The sequence below is a fragment of the Streptomyces sp. NPDC004721 genome (assembly GCF_053601495.1).
Genome location: NZ_JBSGBZ010000022.1, coordinates 89,098 through 104,638 on the forward strand (window position 1 = coordinate 89,098; position 15,541 = coordinate 104,638).

The 15,541-nt window shown below is 74.4% G+C and carries 11 protein-coding genes; 7 read left to right on the plus strand and 4 right to left on the minus strand.

The features are described from left to right. Window positions 1-11: 11 nt before the first annotated feature. Both ACWEK3_RS21475 and ACWEK3_RS21480 read left to right on the plus strand, forming a co-directional pair. On the plus strand, window positions 12-2,960 hold the full coding sequence (locus ACWEK3_RS21475; RefSeq protein ID WP_453250350.1) for a DEAD/DEAH box helicase: 2,949 nt from the start codon (window positions 12-14) through the stop codon (window positions 2,958-2,960). Between the two features lie 1,019 nt (window positions 2,961-3,979). Beyond that, window positions 3,980-5,902, plus strand: coding sequence for an SWIM zinc finger family protein (locus ACWEK3_RS21480; RefSeq protein ID WP_453250364.1), 1,923 nt, complete (start codon window positions 3,980-3,982; stop codon window positions 5,900-5,902). A 115-nt stretch (window positions 5,903-6,017) separates the two neighbouring features. Here the strand turns inward: ACWEK3_RS21480 and ACWEK3_RS21485 are convergent, their stop codons facing one another. From ACWEK3_RS21485 to ACWEK3_RS21495, 3 genes are read right to left on the minus strand one after another with little or no spacing between them, the layout of a single operon-like run. Beyond that, window positions 6,018-7,127 (minus strand): PP2C family protein-serine/threonine phosphatase, encoded by a 1,110-nt coding sequence (locus tag ACWEK3_RS21485; RefSeq protein WP_450539669.1) that lies wholly within the window; start codon window positions 7,125-7,127, stop codon window positions 6,018-6,020. A gap of 50 nt (window positions 7,128-7,177) precedes the next feature. After that, a complete protein-coding gene (locus ACWEK3_RS21490) occupies window positions 7,178-8,308 on the minus strand; it encodes an MFS transporter (protein WP_453250365.1) in 1,131 nt (376 codons plus the stop codon). 53 nt (window positions 8,309-8,361) lie between these two features. After that, window positions 8,362-8,937, minus strand: a complete 576-nt coding sequence (locus ACWEK3_RS21495) for a Chromate resistance protein ChrB (protein ID WP_450539671.1) — start codon at window positions 8,935-8,937, stop codon at window positions 8,362-8,364. Window positions 8,938-9,102: 165 nt separating this feature from the next. On the opposite strand from ACWEK3_RS21495, the gene pcaDC reads away from it, so the two are divergent. From pcaDC to ACWEK3_RS21515, 4 genes are all read left to right on the plus strand, one after another. Further along, window positions 9,103-10,398: a bifunctional 3-oxoadipate enol-lactonase/4-carboxymuconolactone decarboxylase PcaDC gene (gene pcaDC / locus ACWEK3_RS21500; RefSeq protein WP_450539673.1), complete on the plus strand. Its 1,296-nt coding sequence runs from the start codon at window positions 9,103-9,105 to the stop codon at window positions 10,396-10,398. Window positions 10,399-10,481: 83 nt separating this feature from the next. After that, entirely contained in the window at window positions 10,482-11,117 is a 636-nt protein-coding gene (locus tag ACWEK3_RS21505) for an MBL fold metallo-hydrolase (protein ID WP_450539674.1), read from the plus strand. 58 nt (window positions 11,118-11,175) lie between these two features. Continuing rightward, a complete protein-coding gene (locus ACWEK3_RS21510) occupies window positions 11,176-11,955 on the plus strand; it encodes an exodeoxyribonuclease III (protein ID WP_361412150.1) in 780 nt (259 codons plus the stop codon). Between the two features lie 60 nt (window positions 11,956-12,015). Beyond that, entirely contained in the window at window positions 12,016-12,456 is a 441-nt protein-coding gene (locus ACWEK3_RS21515; protein ID WP_450539676.1) for a DUF6278 family protein, read from the plus strand. Between the two features lie 365 nt (window positions 12,457-12,821). On the opposite strand, the gene ACWEK3_RS21520 is transcribed toward ACWEK3_RS21515, so the two are convergent. After that, entirely contained in the window at window positions 12,822-13,583 is a 762-nt protein-coding gene (locus ACWEK3_RS21520; protein ID WP_450539678.1) for a hypothetical protein, read from the minus strand. Between the two features lie 135 nt (window positions 13,584-13,718). Here ACWEK3_RS21520 and ggt point away from each other — a divergent pair, with 135 nt between their 5' ends. After that, window positions 13,719-15,530, plus strand: a complete 1,812-nt coding sequence (gene ggt, locus ACWEK3_RS21525) for a gamma-glutamyltransferase (protein ID WP_450539680.1) — start codon at window positions 13,719-13,721, stop codon at window positions 15,528-15,530. Window positions 15,531-15,541 lie beyond the last annotated feature (11 nt).

Consider the following 15,541-nt stretch of genomic DNA (forward strand, 5'->3'; position numbering starts at 1 on the left):
TGACAGAACGTATGAGCGACATGGTGGTCGGAGCGACGGACAGCACGACGCACACGGTGTCCGTGTCCCCCCGCCTCGCCGCTGTCTTCCTCCCCGCTCCCCTTCCACGCGACAGCCGCATCGCCTTCTGGGACCCGAACGACGACGTATGGACGGGGAGCGGCCCCGCCGACGGCAACGGTCGAACGGCCGACGCCCGCCCGGAGCGCGCCGGACAGGGAGCCGCGAGCACGCCCGGGCCGCACCCGGACGGCGGTGGGCCGGTGCCCACGGAGCTCACCGTCGTGCGGCGGCACGGGGCGGGGGCCCGGCGCAGGAGCGCGTCCGCACTGTCCCTGCCGATCGAGGACGCGCTGCCGCACCTCGTACGGGCACGGCACGATCCGGCGGCCCACCCCGCCACGGCCTGCTGGGGCGCCGCCGCCCTGCACGCGCTGCGGCTCGTCGCCCGTGGACGGCTGCTGCCCGGCCTGACCGTCACCGGGCACGACGCCTGGCGCGCGGGCCCCCTCGACCCGGACGACATCGCCCACCTGCGTGCGATCGCCGCCGCCCTGCCCTACGAGGGCCACGCGGTCCCGCTGCCCGGTTCGGGTCCGCTCCGCCTGCCCGAACCGGAGGCGCTGCTGCGCACCTTCCTCGACGCGGTCGCCGACACCCTGCCCCGCACCCCGGCCGCACCCCACACCTCCGGGAAGCCCTTCGCCGCCCGCGGGCCGCAGCACCTGCCGCACGCCCACGACTGGGCGGCCGAGGTCGCCGCCGGCATGGACGCGGGCGTCCGCGTCTCACTCCGCCTGGACCTGTCCGCGCACGACCTTTTCGACGGTGACGACGCCAACGGCGACGGCGCGGCCCGCAGCGCGGGCGCGGCGATCGTCCAGGTGCACAGCCTCGCCGACCCCACCCTCGTCGCCGACGCGGCGGCCCTGTGGGCGGGCGAGGCGGACACGGCCTTCGGCCCACGCTCACGCGTGGACGCCGCCCTGGCCATACGGCGCGCGGCCCGCGTCTGGCCCGCGCTGGACCGGCTCTCCGAGCAGGAGGTGCCCGACGTCCTCGCCCTCTCCGAGGGCGAGGTGAGCGAACTGCTCGGCGTGGCCGCGACCCGGCTCGCCGCGGCAGGCGTCGCCGTGCACTGGCCGCGCGACCTGGCCCAGGACCTCACGGCGACCGCGGTGGTACGCCCCGCGCCGGGCTCGGCCAAGGACGGCACCGGCTTCTTCGAGGGCGAGGAACTGCTGCGGTTCCGCTGGCAGTTGGCGCTCGGCGGCGATCCGCTCAGCGACGCCGAGATGGACGCGCTCGCCGAGGCCCACCGCCCGGTGGTGCGGCTGCGGGACCGCTGGGTGCTCGTCGACCCGGCCCTCGTCCGCAAGGCCCGCAAGCGCGACCTCGGCCTGCTCGACCCGGTCGACGCGCTCTCCGTCGCCCTCACCGGCACCGCGGAGGTCGACGGCGAGACGGTCGAGGCGGTGCCCGTCGGCGCGCTGGCGACCCTGCGGGACCGGCTCACGGCAGGTGTCCGGCCCGCCGAACCGCCGCCGGGCCTCGACGCCACCCTGCGCGACTACCAACTGCGTGGCCTGGGCTGGCTCGACCTCATGACCTCCCTCGGCCTCGGCGGCTGCCTCGCCGACGACATGGGCCTCGGCAAGACGGTCACCGTCATCGCGCTGCACCTCAAGCGGGCGCGCGACGAACCCACCCTGGTGGTCTGCCCGGCCTCCCTGCTGGGCAACTGGCAGCGGGAGATCACCCGGTTCGCCCCCGGCGTCCCCGTCCGCCGCTTCCACGGCCAGGACCGCACCCTGGACGGCCTCGACGGCGGCTTCGTGCTCACCACGTACGGCACGATGCGGTCCACGGCACCCCTGCTGGCCGAGCAGCCCTGGGGCATGGTCGTCGCCGACGAGGCCCAGCACGTCAAGAACCCGTACTCGGCGACCGCGAAGGCGCTGCGGACGATCCCGTCCCCCGCGCGCGTGGCCCTCACCGGCACCCCCGTGGAGAACAACCTCTCCGAACTGTGGGCCCTGCTCGACTGGACCACTCCCGGGCTCCTCGGCCCGCTGAAGTCCTTCCGCGCCCGGCACGCCCGCGCGGTGGAGACCGGCGAGGACGAGGAGGCCGTGCAGCGCCTGGGCCGCCTGGTACGCCCCTTCCTGCTGCGCCGCAGGAAGTCCGACCCCGGCATCGTCCCCGAGCTGCCGCCCAAGACCGAGACGGACCACCCCGTCCCTCTCACCCGCGAACAGGCCGCGCTGTACGAGGCCGTGGTGCGCGAGTCGATGCTCGCCATCGAGACCGCCGAGGGCATGGCCCGGCGCGGGCTGGTCCTGAAACTGCTGACTTCGCTGAAGCAGATCTGCAACCATCCGGCGCTCTACCTGAAGGAGGAGCACGTCCGCGGCGGCGACAGGCCGGCGGCGCGCTCCGGGAAGCTGGCGCTTCTGGACGAGTTGCTGGACACCCTGCTCGCCGAGGACGGCTCGGCGCTGGTCTTCACCCAGTACGTCGGCATGGCCCGCCTGATCACCTCCCACCTCACCACCCGCGCGGTCCCGGTGGACCTGCTGCACGGCGGTACGCCGGTCCCGGAGCGCGAGCGCATGGTGGACCGCTTCCAGAGCGGCGCGACGCCGATCCTCGTCCTGTCCCTGAAAGCGGCGGGCACGGGCCTGAACCTCACGCGCGCGGGCCACGTCGTCCACTTCGACCGCTGGTGGAACCCGGCGGTCGAGGAGCAGGCCACCGACCGCGCCTACCGCATCGGCCAGACCCAGCCTGTCCAGGTGCACCGCCTGATCACCGAGGGCACCGTGGAGGACCGTATCGCCGAGATGCTCGCCGCCAAGCGCGCCCTGGCCGACGCGATCCTCGGCGCGGGCGAGTCGGCGCTCACGGAGCTGACCGACCGCGAGCTGTCCGACCTGGTCTCGCTGCGGAGGGACGCCTGATGGACGAGCGCCCCGCCGACGCGGCACGCCGGGCCCTGCGCGCCGCGCGGGAACAGCAGACCCGGACCCCCGAAGGACCCGAGGACCACCGCAAGCCCGTTCCGGGCGACCCGGCCGGTGCGGGGAGCCGTCCCGGTGACGCCGCACGGGACGCCTTGCGGCGCGCGGTCAACGCCCGGCGCGGCGACGACACCGGGGAGGACCCGGACGAGCCGGCCCCCCGACCGGAGACGCCCCCGGCGGACGGCGCCGCACCACGGCGGCCCGCGGCGGCCCGCCTCTCGGAGGCCGCAGCGGACGAGCCGGCACCGCGACCGTCGACGCCCTCCGGCGCCCCGGCGGACGGTGCCGCATCGCGGGGGTCCGCGGGGGCCCGCCCCTTGGAGGCCGCAGCGGACGAGCCGGCACCGCGACCGTCGACGCCCCCCGGCGCCCCGGCGGACGGCGCCGCACCACGGCGGCCCGCGGCGGCCCGTCCCTCGGAGGCCGCGCGCGAGGCGCTGCGCGGCGCCCTGGCCCGGCGTGCGGCCCGTGCGGAGGCGACGCAGGCGGGGACCAGAGCCGCTCGCCGAGCGACGCGGCCGACGCCCACCGACCGCCCGGCCGGAACGGACGCTGAACACGACGGCGCAGGCACCCACGCCATCGCGCCCACCGGCCCCTTCCGGACGCCCCCGGCAGCGCCCGGCCACCACGCGAACACCAACAGCAACGGCCCGACCGGCCGGGGAAGCCCCGAGCCCCGGACGATCCCGCCCACACCCGTGCCCTCGAGAGAGGACCTCTCTACTACGGCCATCCCGACCACCGCCTGGGCTGCCGCCTCGCAGGCCGCCCTGACGAGGACCCAGGAAGACGTCTCGGAGGGCGTCCTGACGACCAGCGTCACCTCGGTCACCCCGTCCGACGGCTCTTCGAGTCGCACATCGCAGGAGGCCACCCCCGTCGTCCCCTCCGACGCCCTCTTGGTGGGGACGGAGGAGTGGGCCTCGGCAGACGCCCCGGACGGCGCCTGGACGGTGACGGGGGAGGGCGCCCCGGTAGGCACGCCGGGTGCTCCCTCGGCGGCGACGGGGGACGGCGCCCCGGCGGGCGCCCCGGACGCCCCCTCAGCCGCCACGCGGCACGGCGCCTCAGCAGGCACCCCGGCGGGCGGCCCGTCGGCGGCGACGGGAAAGGGCGCCTCGGCGGGCGCTCCGGACGCCTCCTCAGCCGCGACGTGGGACGGCGCCTCGGCAGGCGCCCCGGACGCCTCCTCAGGCACGACGCGACAAGGCGCCTCAGCGGGCACCCATTTCGGCCCCTCAGCGGTGATGGGTGAGGGGCCGTCGGCAGGCACTCCGGGCGCACCCTCAGCCACGACGCAGCACGGCACCTCAGCGGGTACCCCGGACGGCGTCTCGGCGGTGATGGGGGAGAGCCCGCCGGCGAGCACTCCGGGCGCCCCCTCAGCCGCGACGCGGGACGGTGTCTCAGCGGGCACCCCGGCGGGGGAGGGCACCTCGACGGGCGCCCCGGATGCCTCCTCGGCGGGCACCCCGGAAGCCGCCTCGGAAGTCAGGCGGGCGTACGGCCGTCGAACGTCCCCGTCCTCGGCCGGGGCGGGCTCCGGAAGTGCCTCGTTCTCGCCGGCGCGGGCCGGCGCCGAGCCGCCCGTGCCGCCCCGGGTCCCCCGCACCATGGCCTCCCCACGCCGGGACGGCGAACTTCGGCGTACGTTTCCGGCGTTCCCGGCGCGGGCGGTGGAAGGGGAGCGGTTCGCCGATACATGGTGGGGCGACGCGTGGGTCGACGCGTTGGAGGAGGGCGCGCTGGACGCGGCGCGGCTGGCCCGCGGGCGCGGGTACGCGCAGACGGGGCACGTGGACGCCGTCACCGTCACCCCGGGGCTGGTCCTGGCGTACGTGCAGGGGAGCCGGCCGCGCCCGTACCGGGTCCAGGTGCGGCTGCGGACGCTGGACGACGCCGACTGGGACCGGTTCCTGGACGCCGTCGCGGAGCGCCCCGGGCACATCGCCGCACTCCTCGACAAGGAGATGCCCCAGTCGCTCGCCGACTGCGGCGTCCCGCTGCTGCCCGGCCCAGGCGACCTGGAGCCGCACTGCAGCTGCCCCGACCGCGGTCACCCCTGCAAGCACGCCGCCGCCCTCTGCTACCAGACCGCACGCCTGCTGGACGCGGACCCCTTCGTCCTGCTGCTGCTCCGCGGCCGGGGCGAGCGGGAACTGCTCGACGCCCTGTCCCGGCTGAACGCCACCCGCGCGGCCCGCGCCGCGCAGGAGCGGGAACCGGAGCCCTTCCCGGGGGTGCGCGCGGGCGAGGCGCTGGCCGAGCGGCGGCGCCCGCCGCTGCCCGCGCCGTTGCCCGCACCCTCGCACCCGGAGCAGCCCCCGGTGTATCCGGCGGCACCGGGCGGCCCCGACCCGTTCGTCCTGGACCAACTGGCCACCGACGCCGCCGCCCGCGCCCACGCCCTGCTCACCACCGGCCGCGACCCGGTCGGCGGGCTCACGCTGTGGCAGGACGCGGTACGCCTCGCCGCCGCCCGCCCCGGCTCCGGACTGACGGCGGCCACCCGTTCCCTGTACGCCTCGCTCGCCTCCGCCACCGGTCGCGGCACGGCCGAACTGGCGCGGGCGGTGGCGGCCTGGCGCCAGGGCGGCCTCGAAGGACTCGCCGTCCTGGAGGAGCCCTGGGACCCACCGGCCGGCCGCTTCGACCGGGCGCGCCCGCTGCTCCTCGCCGCCGACCTGCCCGCCTTCCGCCCTCGGCGCAACCGGCTCACCCACCCCCGCGGCCACCTCCAGCTCCGCCTCGGCCGGGACGGCCTGTGGTACGCGTACGAATCGGAGCCGGACCGCGACGACTGGTGGCCCCGCGGCACCCCCGACCTCGACCCGGTCGGCGCCCTGACCGGCCTGGGCGCACCGGGCGCCCTCTGACACCCCCTGCCGGACCCGTATGGGCCCCCCTGCCGGACCGTGGACGGCGCCCCTGCCTTGATCCGTCGGCGGCGCCCCGGCCTGATCCGTGGGCCAGGGACCGGGATCCGCAGGGCTAAGGACCGGCAGTGCGCTGCAACGCGACCAGCGCGGCGTCGTCGGTCAGGCGCCCGCCGACGTGGTCCAGCAGGTCGGCCCGCAGGTGATGGACCAGAGCCACGGGGCTGTCCTGCGTCCAGGAGACGGCCCGTGCGGCGAGCGGGTAGAAGACGCCCCCGGGGTCGCGTGCCTCGACCACACCATCGGTGTACAGCAGCAACAGGTCCCCGGGCTCCAGCCGGAAGGTGTCCACCCGGTACTCCGGTGTGCTCAGCTCGCCCAGGCCCAGCGGCGGAGCGGGAGCGCTGGCGCGCAGCGTGACGGCCTGCCGGCCGCGCAGCAGCAACGGCGGCGGGTGTCCGCAGATCACCATCTGCGCCTGCGGCAGCGCGTCGGGGATGTCGACGATCGCGGCCGTGATGAAGCACTCCCCCTCCTGCCCCGGCTCCGTGGGCTCGGCCAGGTTCCAGCACACGCTGCGCTCCAGGTAGGCCATCAGCTCGGGCAGGGCCGCCTTCCGGTGCGCGGCCTCCCGGAACGCGCCCAGCAGCAGCGAGGCGTCGCCCATCGCGGTCAGGCCCTTGCCCATCACATCGCCGATGATCAGCCGTGTGCCGAGCGGGGTGCGGACGGCCGCGTACAGGTCGCCGCCGATCAGCGCCTCCTCCTGAGCCGCCAGGTACACCGACGCCACCCGCAGCGGCCCTATGCGCCGGGGCAACGGCCTGAGCACCACCCGCTGCGCGGCCTCCGACACCCTGCGTACCTGTTCCAGCTCGCGGGTGTGCCGCTCGCGCAGATAACGGAACACCGTCACGACCACCGAGACCACCACCAGGGAGATGATCTGCGCGCCGACGCTCTCCGTCGTCAGCAGGTGGAACCCCGCGCCGACGCCGAGCAGGGCCGCCACGGCGATGACGCCGACCAGGGCGGTGAGGAAGGGACTGGCGAAGGACGCGGTGATCGCGGGAGCCACGATCAGCAGGGGCCCCAGCGGCACGTGGGGCGGGGTCAGGATGTCGGCGACGACGATGGCGGCGATCAAACCGAGCGGCACCGCGAGCAGAGCGTCGCTGGCCTGCCACGAGTGATTGCGGTGAGAGATCCGCCGCCCTGGACGCATGCTTCCTGCTTACACCCCCCGCTGAGGCACGGCAGCCCGGAAGAGCCGTGTCAGCGGGGCGTGCGGCGGGCGGCCAGGGCAAGCGGCAGAAGCGCGGTCAGGACGGCCAGAGCGGTGTATCCCCAGGTGAGGGTGGCGGCGGAGGCCACGGAGGCGACCAGGAGCGGGCCGGAGGCGTCGCCGAGTTCGCGGCCGAGTTCGGCCGCGCCCATGGTCTGGCCCATCCGCTCCTCGGGGGTAGCGGCGGCGAGGGCGGCGAAACCGAGCGGGGTGATCAGACCGGTGCCTGCGCCGATCAGGACGGCGGCCGTCAACAGCCCGGTCACGCCGGGCAGCAGGGCGGCGGCCAGTCCGCACGCGGTCACGACGAGCCCTGCGGCCAGTCCCGCGCGGGCCGTCAGCCGTCCGTCGTCCAGCGCGCGCCCGGCCCACGGCTGGACGAGGGCCGCGCACGCGGCCAGGACGGAGACGGCCGCCCCGGTGGCCACCGGCGGCAGGCCGTCGGCCGCGCCGGACAGGGGCAGGAACCCGACGCCGACGGACAGGGCGGCGGTCGCGGCGGCCAGTGCGGCGACCGGCCGCAGGAAGGCGCCGTCGGCCAGTCGGCGGGCCAGGCCCAGGAGCGTCTGACGGCTCCTGGGCAGGGGCGGCACGGCGGGCACCGCGAGCGCGGCCCACACCGCGACGGCGGCGGCCAGCAGCATGAGGACGGCGAACAGCAGCGTCAGCCCGCCCGCCCAGACCAGCACGCCGCCGAGCAGGGGGCCGGCGGTGTAGCCGATGCTCTTGAAGAAGCCGTAGGAGCCGAACGCGCGGCCGTGTCCGGCCCGCGGGTTCAGGCGGGCGACCAGGGCGGAGGCGGCCGGGGAGAACGCGGAGGCGGCGGCCCCCTGCCCCAGCCGCGCGGCCCACAGCAGACCCGGGTCCCGTACGGCGACGAACAGGGCGGAGGCCGCGGCGAACGCGATCAGCCCGCCGACCAGTACGGGGCGGGCACCGACGCGGTCGGCGAGGGTGCCGAACACCGGCTTGAGGACGACCTCCGCGCCGTCGTACAGGGCCAGCAGCACCCCCAGGTAGAGCACCGACCGGACCAGCCCGGTGTCGCCGGAGGCGAGGTTGGCGGCGATGCCGTGCGCGCCGAAGGCGGTGGTGAACCCGGCCGCGTACAGCGGCCACATCCGCCGCCGGTCCGGGGCCGGTATCGCGGCGGTGCCGGCGGCTGTCGGCCCGTTCACCGCGCCCCCTCCCCGGTACCGGCGGAGAAGGCGTGCAGATGGGCGAAGACCCGCTCGCTGTAGTCCTCGAAGCGCCGTACGCACTCGGCGAGCCGCCGGTCGGCCTCCGCACCGCCCGGGGCGCCGAACACGTCCCGGGCCCGCAGGTCGCGGTGCCAGCGGCGCAGCCGCTCCAGCGACTGCTCCTCCTCTTCCAGCTCGGCCAGGGTGAACTTGCCCTTGCCGATCTCCTTGTCCAGCTCCGCGGTGTACTTGCCGCAGTCGGCGGTGAACTCGCCCCAGTCCTCCTCGCGGGCGGCGGTGAACATCGCCTCGAACCGGGCCGCGTCCCGCGGCTCCCGGCCGGCGGCGCTCAGCACCACACTCTCGCCCCCGGCCCGCTCGGCCAGTTCCAGGGCCCGCCGCACGCCGTCGCCGAAGACCGGCACGTCCGGCACCGCCCATACGCCCTGGCCGAGCGACAGCGCGCCGACCTTGCGCAGCTCCCGCCACACCGCCACCCGGTGGCGCGACGGCTGCGCGGGCAGCCGCAGGATCAGCAGCACCCAGTTCTTCGCCGAATCATTGCTCACCTTGCGAAAGTAACAGGCGTTACACGCGTCTGAGCAGAGGACCGTCACTTCCCGTTAAAGCCGACAAGGAGAGGATCTTCGCGAAGTCACCACAACCTGGGACGGCTTGCGAGGGGCTCCGACCCAAGCAATTGAGAATTTGTGTGATGTGAGAGCGTGCAGGGCGTGAGTGACACACCGACGAACACCCTGCAATACCGCTTCGACGGGCGGGAAGACGCCCCAGTCCTGATCCTGGGTCCCTCACTGGGTACGACCTGGCACATGTGGGACCGGCAGGTCCCGGAGCTGACGAAGCAGTGGCGTGTCTTCCGGTTCGACCTGCCGGGACACGGCGGAGCGCCCGCGCACCCCGCCGACTCGGTCTCCGACCTGGTCACCCGGCTGCTGGCCACCCTGGACGGACTGGGCGTGCAGCGCTTCGGCTACGCCGGGTGCGCCCTCGGCGGCGCGATCGGCGTCGAACTGGCGCTGCGCCACCCGGAGCGACTCGCCTCCCTCGCCCTGATCGCCACCTCGCCGCGGTTCGGCACCCCCGACGAGTTCCGGCAGCGCGGGGTGATCGTCCGGACGAACGGGCTCGACCCGATCGCCCGCACCTCCCCGGAACGCTGGTTCACCAGCGGTTTCGCCGCCGCGCAGCCCGCGATCACCGACTGGGCCGTGCAGATGGTGCGTACCACCGACCCCGGCTGCTACATCGCCGCCTGCGAGGCGCTGGCCGTCTTCGACGTCCGCGCCGAGCTCGGCCACATCGGCGTGCCCACGCTGGTCCTGGTCGGTTCCGACGACCAGGTCACCGGCCCCGCCGAGGCGCGCACCCTGGTCGCCGGCATCCGCGACGCCCGCCTGGCCGTCGTGCCCGGCGCCTCCCACCTGGTGCCGGTGGAGCAGCCCGTCGCCGTGACCGACCTGCTGGTGCGGCACTTCTCCACCGCCTGGCACCCCGGTTTCGACTCGACCACAGGACACATGGCGATCGTCGGGCCTCCGGTCAGGCCGGTGCTCGCCGCGCCCCCGCAGACCTCGCCCATCGCCGAGATCGCCCCGGCGCCGGTACCGGCGCAGGCGGCGGGCGGGCCGGACCGGTACGACATCGGTCTGAAGATCCGCCGCGAGGTGCTGGGCGACGCGCACGTGGACGGGACGCTCGCCGCGGCGGAGGACTTCTCCGGCGACTTCCAGGAGTTCCTGACCCGCTACGCCTGGGGCGAGATCTGGGACCGGCCCGGCCTCGACCGGCGCACCCGCAGCAGCGTCGCCCTCACCGCCCTGGTCGCGGGCGGCCACCTCCAGGACCTCGCCGCCCACACCCGGGCCGCTCTGCGCAACGGGCTGACCCCGGACGAGATCAAGGAGGTGCTGCTGCAGACCGCGGTGTACTGCGGGATTCCCGCGGCGGGTGCCGCCTTCGGGATCGCCCAGCAGGTCATACGCGAGGAGACGACGCCCACGGAGTGATCCCCGGCCGGGCGCCGAGCGCCGGGCGCCGCCACCGGGGACCACCCGCGCGCCCGGCGCGCGGGTGGTCCAGGCTGGGGAGCATGAGACTCACGAAGAAGTCGCACGCCTGCGTTCGCCTGGAGAAGGACGGGCGGACGCTCGTCATCGACCCCGGCGGGTTCAGCGAGCAGGACGCGGCGTCCGGCGCGGACGCGATCCTGGTCACCCACGAGCACGCCGACCATTTCGACGAGGGCCGTCTGCGCGCCGCCCTGGAGTCCCGCCCCGGCGCCGAGATCTGGACCCTGAAGTCCGTCGCGGAGCAGATCGCCGCCGCCTTCCCGGGCCGCGTCCACACCGTCGGCCACGGCGACACCTTCACCGCCGCGGGCTTCGACGTGCAGGTGCACGGCGAGCTGCACGCGGTGATCCACCCGGACATCCCGCGCATCACCAATGTCGGCTACCTCCTCGACGGCGGCCGCGTCTTCCACCCGGGCGACGCGCTCACCGTGCCGGACGTCCCGGTCGAGACGCTGATGCTGCCGGTGATGGCGCCCTGGAACAAGATCTCCGAGGTGATCGACTACGTCCGCGAGGTCGGGCCGCAGCGCGCCTACGACATCCACGACGCCCTGCTGACCGACCTGGCCCGCCCGATCTACGACCGGCAGATCGGCGCCCTGGGTGGCGCGGAGCACCTGCGGCTGACGCCGGGGGCGTCGGCGGAGGTCTGAGCCGGGTCCTGAAGCCGGGCGGAGGGCGTTGTCAGCGGTGCCCGGTAGGTTGTGAGGCATGCGCATCGCGACCTGGAACGTGAACTCGATCACCGCCCGTCTGCCCAGGCTGCTGGCCTGGCTGGAGAGCAGCGGCACGGACGTGCTGTGCCTCCAGGAGGCCAAGGTCGCCGAGGAGCAGTTCCCCTTCGACCAGCTGCGCGAACTGGGCTACGAGGCGGCGGTCCACGCCACCGGCCGGTGGAACGGCGTGGCGGTGCTCTCCCGCGTGGGACTCGAGGACGTGGTCCGCGGCCTGCCCGGCGACCCCGGCTACGAGGGCGTGGAGGAGCCCCGCGCCATCTCGGCGACCTGCGGCCCGGTCCGCGTCTGGTCGGTGTACGTGCCCAACGGCCGCGAGGTGGACCACCCTCACTACGCCTACAAGATCCAATGGTTCGAGGCCCTGAGGGCGGCCGTCGCCGGTGACGCGGGCGGCAGCCGCCCCTTCGCCGTCCTCGGCGACTACAACGTCGCGCCGACGGACGACGACGTCTTCGACCGCGCCGCCTTCGAGGGCTCCACCCACGTCACCCCGGCCGAGCGCGCCGCCCTGACCGCCCTGCGCGAGGTGGGCCTCTCGGACGTGGTACCCCGGCCCCTGAAGTACGACCACCCCTTCACGTACTGGGACTACCGCCAGCTCGGCTTCCCCAAGAACCGCGGCATGCGCATCGACCTGGTGTACGCCAACGAGCCCTTCGCGAAGGCGGTCACCGACTCCTACGTCGACCGCGAGGAGCGCAAGGGCAAGGGCGCCTCCGACCACGCCCCGGTCGTGGTGGACCTCGACGTCTAGGGCCCGGCCGGGCCCGCGCGCCTGTGGTGCGACCGGCGGTGCGGATGTCACCCTGGGGCCATGGACATCCCTTTCCTGGGCAGGTGGCGCAAAAGGCAGGACTCGTCCGTCGGTGCCGTTGAGTTCCCCGGGGGATCCGAGGGCCGGGCGGGCCTCGCCCAACTCCTCTCCGAGTGCGAGCTGTTGCGTTCCCAGGTGTCCGGGGCGGGACTCCGGCTCGACGACTCCGCCGCCTCCCTGGAGGCACTGGACCAGTTGCTGCCGCGCTGGCGCGACGACGAGGACACCCTGACCTGGCTCGGCAACGACGCCGGGCTGTACCTGGGCACGGTCGTCGTACGGACCGTGCCCGGCGCCGGCTGGGAGATCGGGCCGGGCGGCCGTCCGGTCGTCAGGCTGGCCTCCGGACGCGAGATCGACGTGGTGACCGCCGGCCACGACTGGGCGACCGCCGGGGTGCCCGAACTCTCCCAGCTGTACGCGGAGATCGCGGAGGTGTGAGCGCCGGAGGAGCGGGGCCGCACGGCCCCCCGAAGGGCGTTCTTCCACACTGCCGGGCCTCGCGCGCTCGACCTCGACTACGATGTTTCGCTCGTCCCTGTGGTGATGGCGCCTTGGCCCACCGCCACCGGGACGGGGACGCTGCTGCCGGGTGAGGCACCCCCACGGCGGCCCCTCGACCGTAGGGGGCAGCAGGTCACAGAGAGCCATACCCGGCCGGCGGCAGCCGGAGATCACTGCTCGCGCGGCGGGACGGACCGATATGACGGGTCGTCCGCCGACGAGGGGAAGGTCAGCTGCGCGCCGGACGGGTTGTGCTCGACCCGGATCCACACCGGACGGCTCGCCGTAGGCGCCGCCCTAAGTTACGTGCTGGTAACGCTTGTTGAGGGTTCGGCTTCGGGTTCCGGCAGGGGAGCCCGTGCCGCGCGGGTCACGTCCGCGACGAGTTCGACCACGTCCGGGCCGTAGGCCTGGGAGTTGATCACCTTCAGCAACAGCACGAAGGAGCCGTTGCCGTACTTGCGGTACAGCCGCTCGTGGTTGCGGGCCAGGTAGCGGGTCGCGGCCTGGTTGTCGATCGCGCGCTGGCCGCAGAAGAGGAACACCGGCCGGCTGCCGCCGCGCTCGCCCGCGGTGAGACGGGCCAGCAGCACGTACTCCGTGACGCCCGAGTCCATGCGGTAGTGCTCGGTGCCGATCCGGAAGGCGCACTGGTCCGGGCCCGGCTCCCGGTCGGTGTTCATCCGCACGCCCGGCAGCATGGCCGACATGTGCGCCACCATCCGCCGGTTCGACCCCGGGCCCCCCACGCAGAACTCCGTGCGCTCGCCGAATCCCTGATGGATCGTGTCCTGGGTGACCATCTGGACGTTCGCGCCGCAGCTCTTGATCAGCGCGGCGAGTTCGAGCAGGGCGAACACGTCGAACCGGTGCACCGCGAGTTCCGCCGTCGCCGGGTCGCGGTTGACCACCAGGAGCGACTCGGCGTTGTCGGGCAGCCCGAAGAACGCCTGCTTGCGACGCAGCCTGCGCCGCCACAGATAGGTGCGGGCCAGCCAGCCGAACGCGGCGCTGACCCCTGTCGCGGCCACTCCCAGGACGATGTTGCGCACGTCGTCGTTCATGGCCGCGCATGGTAGCCGGTCCTGCGCACCCCTGTTCGACACCCGACTGGCCCTGTCGGCCTGACGGGAGCATGGCAATGAATTAAGCTGCGCGAACGATCAGGCAACCGAACCACAATCAGCGTGGAGGTGCGGATGCGTCGTCCTGTCGCACGGAAACTGGCGGCTCTGGCGGTCTCGGCCGCCGTGGTGTCGGTGGGGGCCGCGGCCCCGCCCACCGCCCAGCCGGAGGCCAAGCCGAGAACGGTCGAGAAGGTCCCTGTGGCGGCCGGCTACGGCGGCGCCGTGGCCAGCGTCGACGCGGACGCCTCCGCCGCCGGTATCGAGGTGCTGAAGCAGGGCGGCAACGCCGTCGACGCGGCCGTCGCCACCGCCGCCGCCCTCGGCGTCACCGAGCCCTACTCCGCCGGCATCGGCGGAGGCGGCTACTTCGTCTACTACGACGCCCGCTCCCGCACGGTGCACACCATCGACGGCCGCGAGACCGCCCCGCTGACCGCCGACTCGACGCTCTTCATGGAGAACGGCAAGCCGCTCGCCTTCAACGACGTCGTCAGCAGCGGTCTGAGCGTCGGCACCCCGGGCACGCCCGCCACCTGGCAGACGGCGCTGGACCACTGGGGCACCAAAGGACTGGGCGCGGTCCTGAAGCCGGCCGAGAAGCTGGCCGGCGACGGCTTCACCGTCGACGAGACCTTCCGCTCGCAGACCGCCGCCAACGAGGCCCGCTTCCGCTACTTCCCCGACACCGCCAAGCTGTTCCTGCCCGGCGGAAAGCCGCCGGAGGTCGGCTCGACCCTGAAGAACCCCGACCTCGCGCGCACCTACCAGGAGCTGGCCGCCAAGGGCGTCGGCGCGATCTACCGGGGCGACCTCGGCAAGGACATCCTCAAGACCGTCAACCACCCGCCCGTCGACCCGAAGTCCGGCTGGAACGCCCGCCCGGGCAAGCTGTCCGCCAAGGACCTCGCGGCCTACCGCGCCAAGCTCCAGGTGCCCACGCAGACCTCGTACCGGGGCTTGCGCGTGTTCTCCATGGCGCCCTCCTCCTCCGGTGGCACGACCGTCGGCGAGGCGCTCAACATCCTGCAGCGCACGGAGCTTTCGACGGCGAGCGAGTTCCAGTACCTGCACCACTTCATCGAGGCGAGCCGTATCGCCTTCGCCGACCGCGGGCGCTGGGTCGGCGACCCCGCCTTCGAGAACGTGCCCACGAAGCAACTGCTGTCGCAGAAGTACGCCGACTCCCGCGCCTGCCTGATCAAGGACGACGCGGTCCTCACCAGCCCGCTCGCACCCGGCGACCCGCGCCACCCGGTGGCCTGCTCCCGCGGCGGCACGGCCGCGCCGACGACGTACGAGGGCGAGAACACCACGCACCTGACGGTCGCCGACCGGTGGGGCAACGTCGTCGCCTACACCCTCACCATCGAGCAGACCGGCGGCAGCGGCATCACCGTGCCCGGCCGGGGCTTCCTGCTCAACAACGAGCTGACGGACTTCTCCTTCGCCCCGGCCAACCCGGCCGTGCACGACCCGAACCTGCCCGGTCCGGGCAAGCGGCCGCGCTCGTCGATCTCGCCGACGATCGTGCTGGACCGGCACAACCGGCCGGTGGTGGCGCTCGGTTCGCCGGGCGGGGCGACCATCATCACGACCGTGCTGCAGACCCTGACCGGGTTCCTCGACCGGCACCAGTCCCTGGTCGACGCGATCGCCGCGCCGCGCGCCAGCCAGCGCAACGCCGCGCAGACCGAACTCGAACCGGCCCTCTACGACAGCGTGTTGAAGAAGGAGCTGGAGGCGATCGGCCACTCGTTCAAGCTCAATCCCGAGATCGGCGCCGCCACGGGCGTCCAGAGCCTGCCGGACGGCAGGTGGCTGGCCGCCGCGGAGAAGGTGCGCCGGGGCGGAGGTTCGGCGATGGTGGTGAATCCGTCGCCGTGACCCGGGCCCGT

What these genes read in the sequence shown, in the direction of transcription:
- ACWEK3_RS21475 (WP_453250350.1), top strand. Translation starts at nt 12, where the DNA reads ATGAGCGACATGGTGGTCGGAGCGACGGACAGCACGACGCACACGGTG.
- ACWEK3_RS21485 (WP_450539669.1), bottom strand. Translation starts at nt 7,127, where the DNA reads ATGCGTCCAGGGCGGCGGATCTCTCACCGCAATCACTCGTGGCAGGCC.
- ACWEK3_RS21490 (WP_453250365.1), bottom strand. Translation starts at nt 8,308, where the DNA reads ATGTGGCCGCTGTACGCGGCCGGGTTCACCACCGCCTTCGGCGCGCAC.
- ACWEK3_RS21505 (WP_450539674.1), top strand. Translation starts at nt 10,482, where the DNA reads ATGAGACTCACGAAGAAGTCGCACGCCTGCGTTCGCCTGGAGAAGGAC.
- ACWEK3_RS21510 (WP_361412150.1), top strand. Translation starts at nt 11,176, where the DNA reads ATGCGCATCGCGACCTGGAACGTGAACTCGATCACCGCCCGTCTGCCC.
- ACWEK3_RS21515 (WP_450539676.1), top strand. Translation starts at nt 12,016, where the DNA reads ATGGACATCCCTTTCCTGGGCAGGTGGCGCAAAAGGCAGGACTCGTCC.
- ACWEK3_RS21520 (WP_450539678.1), bottom strand. Translation starts at nt 13,583, where the DNA reads ATGAACGACGACGTGCGCAACATCGTCCTGGGAGTGGCCGCGACAGGG.
- ggt (WP_450539680.1), top strand. Translation starts at nt 13,719, where the DNA reads ATGCGTCGTCCTGTCGCACGGAAACTGGCGGCTCTGGCGGTCTCGGCC.